The following is a 1,952-nucleotide window of genomic DNA, read 5'->3' on the forward strand; positions in this document are numbered from 1 at the left end:
CGCCGCCTGCAGGGCCGCCGCCGCCGGCGCATGCCAGCCGCCGGGCAGGCCGGACTGCCGGTCGCCGTCGGCCAGCMGGGTCCAGGCGTCCGGGTCAAAATAATCGATGCCGCCCGGCGCAGCGCGGGCGGCGGGCCACGGCAGCATTTCCAGCACGCCGGGAAAGTCGCGCACGAAGCCGAGGAACTGGCGCCGCGTGTGCTTCCAGCCTATCCAGCTGGCCAGCATCCGCACCAGCGGATCGCGTCCCAGCAGCACCTGCACCATGGCCTGCGTGCCCCGGTTGGGCGTGCCCACCTGCAGCAGGCGGCTGCCTGGAATGGCGCCAAAGCGCTGCCAGCGGTCTTTCAGGGCCAGGCGCGCCGCCAGCCCGCCCATGCCGTGGGCGACGATGCGCAGCGGCTGGCCGCGCTGTTCGGCATCGCGCATGGCGTCGTCGAGCACGGGCAGGAAGGCGGCGCAGGTGTCCTGCAGCGAGAGGCGCCAGTCATACGTAAAGGGGCGCACTTCCTGGCTTTGCGCGAGAAACCGGGCGAACGGCTCATAGCAGGATTCGAGCCAGCCGGCGCTGACGATGTGCGGCTGGCCCACGGCCAGGCGCTCGATACGTCCCTCGACCAGGTTGACGGGGTCGAACCAGATGCGGTTGCTGCCCACCTGCAGGTGGCTGCCCATGATGTCGGGCAGCAGCAGCACGATGGGCGCCTGCGCGCGCCGTTTCGGCACTTCGCCGCCGCGCGCCAGCATGCCGTGCTCCATGCCGGCCAGCGGCTCGTAGGCCGCGTCGTCGCCGGCCAGCGCCTGCAGCGCGGCCGTGCCGGAAGGGGCGCGCTCGAAGTAGTTCAGGTGGTGCACCTGCGGCCCGCGCAGCAGCAGTTGCCGCACGGGCGTGCTGCGCACGGCGCCGCCCACCATCGCGGCGCAATTGACCACCAGGTCGTTCTGGCCGCCGTAGAAAATCTCGCCGAGGCAGTCGCCCAGCCAGCCCAGCAGGCTTTCGCCGCTGCAGGCGCCGGCCAGCACGTGCAGGGGGCTGGCCACTCGCACGTCGGGCGCGTTGAGCAGGGCTACCAGCGGCGAGTCGGGCATCATCGCTTCCAGGCCGGGCAGGATGCGCGCGTCGCAGCGCTGACGCACCACGGCCAGCAGGAAGGCCGCCGCGCCATCGGGCGCCTCGGCCGGCGCCGCGCCCGGGTCGGCGCCGTGCAGCAGCAGGTTGAACATCACGCTGGCCCAGCGGTCCAGGCGGCCCGACATCAGGGTGGTGCCGCGCGCGGGACAGGCCACGCGCACGAAGCGGGCGACGCGGATGGCACGCGCCTTCAGTTCCACGCTCAGTTCGCGCAGGCGCGCCGCATCGTCGGCGTAGCCGGCGCGCCCGCACAGCCGCGACTGCGCCGTGAAGTGTTCGATATCGTGGTTGTTGAACGCTTCGCCGCCCACCGTGTTCTCGCTCAGGCGGCCCAGGCCGTCGCTGGCCAGGTCGACGGCGCCGCGGCTGTCGATGCGCTGCGCGCGCGCCAGCAGTTCGCCCACGAGGCCGCCGCGCGAATGGGCCAGCAGGTGCAGCACGGCGCCGTGCGGCAACTGGCGCACGAGGGCCAGCGCGTTCTGGATCGGGCTTTCGCTGAGGCTGCGGTGTTCGTAGCCGTAGATGCGGTTGCCATACTGTGCCGCCAGCTGCGGCGCCAGGCCGTTGCGCCACAGGCCGCCAAAGCTGCGCTGGGTGGACGCCGCCGTGCCGTGCAACAGCAGCAGCACGGGTTCCGGCCCGGCGGGCAGGCTGGCGACCTGGGTCATGGCCCCTTCGATACCGCAGCGGTACAGGCCCAGGCGCTGCTCGAGCTGGCGGTCCTGGAAGGCGCCGGCCGCCGCCAGCGCCGTCATGGCGCCGGCGCCGGCGCGGTAGACGCGCAGGGCCCGCAGCATCCAGGCGCCCAGGCCGTCGCGGC

The 1,952-nt window shown here is 73.2% G+C and carries 1 pseudogene; it reads right to left on the reverse strand.

Annotated features, from left to right (window positions below):
- Positions 1-1,952, reverse strand: a pseudogene (locus tag CBW50_RS29640) (hypothetical protein); the annotation flags it as partial.

Source organism: Janthinobacterium sp. GW458P (genome assembly GCF_002127585.1).
Taxonomy (GTDB): Bacteria; Pseudomonadota; Gammaproteobacteria; order Burkholderiales; family Burkholderiaceae_D; genus Janthinobacterium.